Source organism: Mycobacterium sp. IDUB_19 (assembly GCF_055419445.1).
Map to the genome: position 1 here is coordinate 1 of NZ_JBVAXR010000076.1, position 6683 is coordinate 6683.

6 protein-coding genes, 1 tRNA gene and 1 pseudogene are annotated in these 6683 nt (G+C 62.9%); 7 read left to right on the plus strand and 1 reads right to left on the minus strand.

Annotation, left to right across the window (positions count from 1 at the left end; genetic code table 11):
- Positions 1 to 45: 45 nt before the first annotated feature.
- The 7 genes and pseudogenes from ACZY0B_RS26315 to ACZY0B_RS26345 all read left to right on the plus strand — a co-directional run.
- Positions 46 to 264, plus strand: a complete 219-nt coding sequence (locus tag ACZY0B_RS26315; RefSeq protein ID WP_463767177.1) for a hypothetical protein — start codon at positions 46 to 48, stop codon at positions 262 to 264.
- A 357-nt stretch (positions 265 to 621) separates the two neighbouring features.
- A complete protein-coding gene (locus tag ACZY0B_RS26320) occupies positions 622 to 1248 on the plus strand; it encodes a helix-turn-helix domain-containing protein (RefSeq protein ID WP_463767178.1) in 627 nt (208 codons plus the stop codon).
- 184 nt (positions 1249 to 1432) lie between these two features.
- Positions 1433 to 2215, plus strand: a complete 783-nt coding sequence (locus ACZY0B_RS26325; RefSeq protein ID WP_463767179.1) for a hypothetical protein — start codon at positions 1433 to 1435, stop codon at positions 2213 to 2215.
- Between the two features lie 74 nt (positions 2216 to 2289).
- Positions 2290 to 2784, plus strand: coding sequence for a hypothetical protein (locus tag ACZY0B_RS26330; RefSeq protein WP_463767180.1), 495 nt, complete (start codon positions 2290 to 2292; stop codon positions 2782 to 2784).
- A gap of 326 nt (positions 2785 to 3110) precedes the next feature.
- The gene (locus tag ACZY0B_RS26335; protein WP_463767181.1) at positions 3111 to 3830 is read left to right on the plus strand and encodes a hypothetical protein; all 720 of its coding nucleotides are present in this window, start codon (positions 3111 to 3113) and stop codon (positions 3828 to 3830) included.
- A gap of 159 nt (positions 3831 to 3989) precedes the next feature.
- The gene (locus ACZY0B_RS26340) at positions 3990 to 5327 is read left to right on the plus strand and encodes a hypothetical protein (RefSeq protein ID WP_463767182.1); all 1338 of its coding nucleotides are present in this window, start codon (positions 3990 to 3992) and stop codon (positions 5325 to 5327) included.
- Positions 5328 to 5933: 606 nt separating this feature from the next.
- Positions 5934 to 6548 (plus strand): annotated as a pseudogene (locus ACZY0B_RS26345) (tyrosine-type recombinase/integrase); the annotation flags it as partial.
- A 59-nt stretch (positions 6549 to 6607) separates the two neighbouring features.
- Here ACZY0B_RS26345 and ACZY0B_RS26350 read toward each other — a convergent pair.
- Positions 6608 to 6680 (minus strand) — tRNA-Arg (locus ACZY0B_RS26350).
- Positions 6681 to 6683: the final 3 nt, after the last annotated feature.

Sequence of the window (6683 nt, forward strand, 5' to 3'; positions counted from 1 at the left end):
CACGCCCATAGCGGTCCGAGAAGCCGAGCAACTAGGGTCATGGCCATGAGTCGGCTCGAACGCGGCCTGGCACGGTTGCGGGACATGCGCTTCGACTTGTACGCGCAGCCCATGCGGCAGGTGAGCCTGGAGCTCAAGATCGTCTTCTTCGCGGTCCACTTGCCGATCGCCGGCGGTAAGACGCTGAAGGTCCCGATGATCGCGACGGTTGGGCCGATGCCGGACAAGTCCAAGGAGAGCGACGCCGCCGACGGCGACACCTAGCGCTTAGAGAAAGCGCGCCCGAAGGGATTCGAACCCCCAACCTTCTGGAGTATCCACTCCGTCCACGAACATCCGCGAATGTTCGCTAACGTATTGCGGCCCAACGGGATACGCATTTCAGCGTCCACCTAGAACCACTGTCGTCCTGCACGATTCCCGAACGTTTATGGCGGGAAAGTGGCGGCTGCAGAACGCCTCAAGAGGGGCAATTTTGAGCTTCCCGCTGGCAGGATCTCGGCGTCACGCCGCGCGAAGATGACCCCGCGTCAAATTGCCCCACTACCCGACCAAGCCGGGGCCTGTGGCTTGTCGGGCACCAGGCGCACAATGCGGCGACGACGAGGGAGGTAGCTCGAAGTGCCTAGCTTGGTTATCCGGCCTGACGGACCCGAGAAGATCCGCCAACGATGCGGTGTGGTTCGCGATCAAGACGTCGCCGAGCGTATCGGCGTCGCCCCGGACGAGGTCAGTCGAATCCTGTCCGGCGAACAGCCGCCGAGCAACGAATTCATCGCCGGTGTGATCGACCGGTGCGGGATCACGTTCGCGTTCGATCACGCCTTCCAGGTCGTATTGAACAACGGCAGTCTGGTCGCGATCACCGAGGTTCCCGATGAGCGTTACCCGCTGCCCGCCGCTACGCAGATGCTCCTCGGTGACGCACACGGGCTAGCCGACCCGGAACGGTGGGTGGTCAAGCAACTGCGCTCCGGCCGATTCCCGGGGCAGAAGATCGGCCGCAGCTGGTTCATGCGCGAAGTGGATATCGAGACCGCTATGGAGGCGATGAACAACACGCCGACCCGTGCGTCGCCGCCGGATGATCCGCCACCTCAGCCCGCCTCGCCGATCCCTACGGCCAGCGCGCCGGACATCCTGAACGGTCTCTCCGCGCGGTCCCGGCGCCCCGTCATCCCCGCCCAAGCCGACCTCCTCGCCGGGGCGTCTGCGCGGAGCCGTCGCCGCGCCAGGAGAAACGCGTGACTGGCGTTAAAGGTGCTGGCGACGGCCGCGCAAACCGGGTCTCCGGGTTGGCGGGATTCGCGAGACAGCTGCCCTACCCCTGTCGCAAACTAATCAAGGGGCCGAACAGGAGAGACGACCATGGCCGCCGACAAGATCGCCCACGGCCCGGTGTGTAGCACTCCCATCAACGAAGGGGCTGTGAATGTTTCAGAAAGTTGATCGGAATGGGCGCCTCGTTATTGTCAACGACGAGGGCGGCGAGCCGCCGAGTGAAGTGCCGATAGAAGACGCACTGCAGCGGCCTGAACTACAGCCTGCTACGACGGTCGGCGCCGCAGACGACCCGACCACCGTTGTGCCACCGCTGACGGAGGCCGCGGTCCCTCATGCTTGGTCGTACGAGGAACCCGCCACGGTGGTGTTGGCGCGGCCGTGGCGCTCAGTGTGGGTGATCGCGGGCATCGGGCTGTTGTGTGGCGTTGTTGTCGCTTTCGCCATCTTTGGTGTCGTTGCCCTGGTAAGCGACGGCAATGGTGGCAAGCGGGAGGCGAACCCAACCACGCCGGTGCTGCCGACCGCTGTGCCCAGCAGCTTGCCGACGGCATCGCCTGCCGGTGTAGCGCCACCCCCGCCGTCGGTGATCGTGCAACCCCCACCAACGGTGATCGTCACGCCACCGCCCACCACCGTTACCGCGCAAGCCGCACCCCCGCCAGCCGCTGGCAGCACCGACGTCTTCACCATCTGCCCAGACGGCCACGAAGGCGTGGTGGGCGGCCACACCACATGCGCATTCGCCGCCAACGTGCGCCAAATCTTCTACGCCACAGGAATGTCCAACCAGTTCACCGCGTTCTCGCCGGTTACTGGCGACGGCTATGAGATGACCTGCGTCGGCAGATATCCCGCCTACTTCAGCGACGGATCAACGAAAATCTCAACGCGATGCTACGGCGGCGACAACGCCCAAGTAGTCATCTGGTGACCCCATTTCGGTATTGCGTCAGCACGCCGGCGGCGAGGTTCCATAAGTGGATCAGTCGCTACAAACCGCGAAAGGTGACGCTGCCCGACACCCCACGGTCACAACAGCAGCTCGAGCTTGCATACGACGCTTGCCAGAAGACACTTGAGGCACAGGACACCACGCTTGGCAACGTAAGGACTCGGGCTAACACCTTGTTGTCGACCGCGGCGCTGTTCGTTTCGTTTTCCACCGGACTGGGTTTAATCAATGCAGATCCCGCCAAAGGGCCTGCGCTGTCTATCCCAAAGGCCATCGTGCTGCTGTCAGTCGTGTTGGCACTTGGTCTGTGTGTTTTGTGCGTGTACTGGCCCGTTACCCCCTGGCACTATGCAGTTTCAGCTGAAAAGCTCATACTGCAGAGCAATACGGACACCAAGGAGGGACTACAGGCGTACGTCCTCAGAGAGGTAACCCAAGGCATTGCAGATAACGATGCGGCCCTGAATCGTAAGCAGCTCGCATTCCGATGTGCTGCAGCACTTCTGATCCTTGAGATCTTGCTCCTCGTGGCATTTTTAACGTTGTGAAAGTGAGGAAAGATGAGTCAAACCGGTACCCATGACAAACCTCCGTCGTGGCTGAGAAACCATTACCTGGCAACGACGTTGATCGCAGCTGACGACGCGCTGGCCAGACTTAGCAAGATCTTCGCCGCCACGGGAGGCTCACCGCGGCATATGGTGGCCCCTCACCGCACTAAACCGCTCTCACCCCGCGTCTGAATGGTTGTTGGACCGCCCTGCACTCTCCGCAGGGGCGGCCGCAACGCGACAACGCCGAAGTGGTCATCTGGTGATCCTGAAACGCAGCCATGACGGTAGGCGACCACTGCAGCGGAGTATTAGAGGAAGTCGTGTCTCCAACTGCTGATGCCGAGGACCATCCAGAGACAGCCGCGGGGACCTCGTATGGCGCGGGCGACGCGAAGACTGAATTTGTGCCGCCGCCGACGGAGGCCGCGCGGGAGCTGGCGTGGTCGGCCGAGGAGCCCGCGACCCAGCCGCTGCGGCAGTCGTGGGGCCTGACTTGGGGCCGCGCCGCGGTGCTCCTGGCATGCACCGGTGTGGTCGCGCTGGCGGTCGTGTTCGGTGGCTGGGCGCTGGTGCGGATGCACGATGACGACGCAGCGCCGCGGACGGTGACGAACCCTCCGACATCATGGGCGGCGCCCCAGACCCCAGCGCGGATGCCGCCTACAACTGCGCAACTACGGATGCCGACAACACCTGCGGAACAAAGCATCGCCAGTCTGCCGGGAACTGATCACCGTGGCTGGACCGCTTACCCCGGTGCACGCTGCGATTCGGGAAACCAGCCAGCCGTCGTGGCGCGCACCACACAGTCCGTGGTGGTGGTATGCGAAATCCAGCCCGGAAACTTCTACTATCGCGGCGTCCGTCTCAGCGATGGCGCGAGCATCGAACTCGCAAACGCAGTGCGCTCCTCACAAGGCTTCGACGTCACAAACCCGACGGACGGGACCATCTACCGAATCCGGTCGACGAGTCTCACCATCGCCCCGCCCGATGGACCGGCATCTTTTGAGCCGATGCTCCAGTACGCATCCAGCTAACTGCGGAACGACCCGACGTACACGCCAATAGCAACCATCGGCCATGGCCAACGCCATAACGGTCGTCGATGCCGCCATCGCGGTCTACTGCCCCGACAACAACTAGACAAACTACCGGCGATCCCTGACAGTGACCGACAGCGGCGAGAGGGCGACTAGATGGATCTACAAGCGGCTGGACGCTTCTGGGTGGCTGGTTATACGGCCGTCACAGCGCGGGGCGATCTCACCGCTCATCCCGGTGAAAAGCCCGAAGTGCAGCTCGACTCCGGCCTAGTCGATGATCCCCAGATCCGGGCCTTTGCGGGAGGGTTTTCCTTCAGCGGCAGTGCGGCCGATTCAGTCGCGGCGTTTCAGCCCATCACGTTGCACGGACAACTCGACAGCGGTGAAGCCGTGACGATGCAGCACGCCCAAAACTACGGCTCTAATCCACCTTTCGGATCTCCGCACTACATCGCCTACAACGTGGTAATTGGTTATCAGGTGACCGGTCTGGATCAGCCCTACACAGCCGTGCGCTTTCGATTGGGTCATCCTTACTGGCTTGCCCATCTACACGAAAGTGAACCCGCCGTCGTCGAGGATGACGGGTCCACGTTGAGCGTCGAAGCCGCAGACGATGGCAACTGGCTGGTGTACTCGTCGTCGACTCCCACGACACTGCGCCAGCTTGAAATCAGGGTGGTGTCGGGGTGTCTGGTGCTGCTCCATCTGGTCCTAGACCAAAACGACGTCACGACCCGCGAGACGCAGGTACGCCTTGACGGCGACCAACCGTGGCTCCCCGTGTACGGGCCAGCCTTCAATGCACCCTTGGACGCTCTCGAACCTGACTCACTGCTCCCGCGGGAAGAACTGACCGTCGAGCGGTTTGCGAAATGGATCTCATTCAATGACAAGTTGGACGGTCTCGCCTGGGCGGTGGCACGCCCCTTCAAAGCTGAATTGCAGCCGCAGGTACAAGTCATGACATCACTGGTCGAGGGCTTACATCGGCGACTGCGCTACCAGCAGAAGAAATTTCCGGGCCTGCCGAAAGACGCTATAGGCGCTGTGCTCAAGGCGGCTCGCGCAGCAGCCAGCACCGAGGCGGCAGCCCATTGTATCGACCCACGAGTCGCCAGCAGTTCCGTCGTGTTGTTTCACGATGTGAGCTTCAGGACCCGCGCATCCGACATCGTGACCGAAGTGTGCGCCGCGATTCCTGAAATCACAGAATCGATCGTGGACTTACCACGGCGAATAGTCGACAGCCGCAATGACTTTGCGCATCAACTTGAGCAAGGCGGCGAATCGCTCGCAGTTCGGATACTGCCATGGTTGATCGTTGCCAACGCCATACCTTGGCTGCTACGGGGTCTCCTGCTGCTTCGCGCGGGCGTCGACCCGAACGTCCTGCGTGACGGCTATTTGGCGTCCAACCGTTTCGAGCACTTCCGCGCCAACACCGCGCGACACGTCAAAGAACTCGGCTGGAAGGTGCCCGAGAACTGAGGTTCCGCACCTCCGCCGGCTCGCGGACCCCTGTGCGAGACCTCAACGAACTCGCCAAGATGGGCCTCGTTAAGCGCCGGGGCCGGAGGTTACGTGTAAACGTAGTCGTCATCGAGGCGTTCGTTCCGCCGACGTGGAAGAAGCGATAGCTGATGAGCGGTAAACAAGTCTGCGCGTGGTGCCCTCGCGGCATCGAACACACCGATTTGGAGCGGGTCGGCGGCGGCCTGTTTTGCGCCGAACACGCACTGGAGGCCAAAAAGAAGTTGCCGCCCACCGAGAGCTGCCGCAATTGCGGCCGCCCGACACCACGTGCAGTGCAACCGTGTGTCGAGTGCAGCACCGGGGTGTGGTCTTGACGAGGATTTCGAACGATCCGGATCTGCAGGCAGTGGTCATTTGGGGATTGCGCATCTTCTGAAGGCACATCCCTGCACCTTCACTGATGCCTACTGGATCCTGCTCAGAAATCCAGATCGTTCGTCCAACAGCGCGTCGATGTGTGCGGTTGACGGCGGCCGACCTTCCGCCTCCCAGACGGCGGCGCGTATTGCGACCAGTAGCCGAAGTTCGCTGTCGGCGCGGGCCGCCACGCCAGCCGAGTTCGTCGACATCCGGGCCGCGGTGAAAGCCTATGCAGGGCGGACGGGTCCAGGTCCGCATCCCGGCCGTCTGCTGCCCGCGTTCGTTGACCTGCTCGCGGCAACAGGTGGGCGGCCAAATGAAGTCCTCGCGCTGCGCTGGTCAGATGTCGACATATCAGCCGATCCACCTACTGTGACGATTGACGCGACGCTGATCGACCACGGGCGTATCGCCGGGAGGCCGTTGCACCGCCAGGACGCGCGCAAGGGCGATGCTCCCCCGCACACCGTTGTGCTGCCCCGCTTCGGTGTCGATGCGCTCCTGGTGCTGGCGGCCGAGTCGGACGGGCCGGCACCGGTGTTCGCGAATCGCGAGGGCGCTTGGATGTCGCTGGCGAACATGCGGCGATCGCTACGGGCCGCGCTTCCCGAACATCTAGCTTGGGTCACCCCGCACAGCTTCCGCCGCACGGGGGCCACGGTTGTCAGGGATGCGCTCGGCGCCGAGCTGGCGCAGCAGCAGCTGTCCCACGCGAAGCTGGCAACCACCGAAGCGCACTACTTGCAGCGACATACTCGCGGCCCTGATGTACGCGCCGCGCTCGAGGAATATGCGGGCGGTGAATGTGTCAGCTGAAAGTGGCGGATTCCGGGCGTGTCGCTTGCGGGGCCGAAATCGTCTGCGCTGGCAGTGTGCGCGCCCGAAGGGATTCGAACCCCCAACCTTCTGATCCGTAGTCAGATGCTCTATCCGTTGAGCTACGGGCGCCGG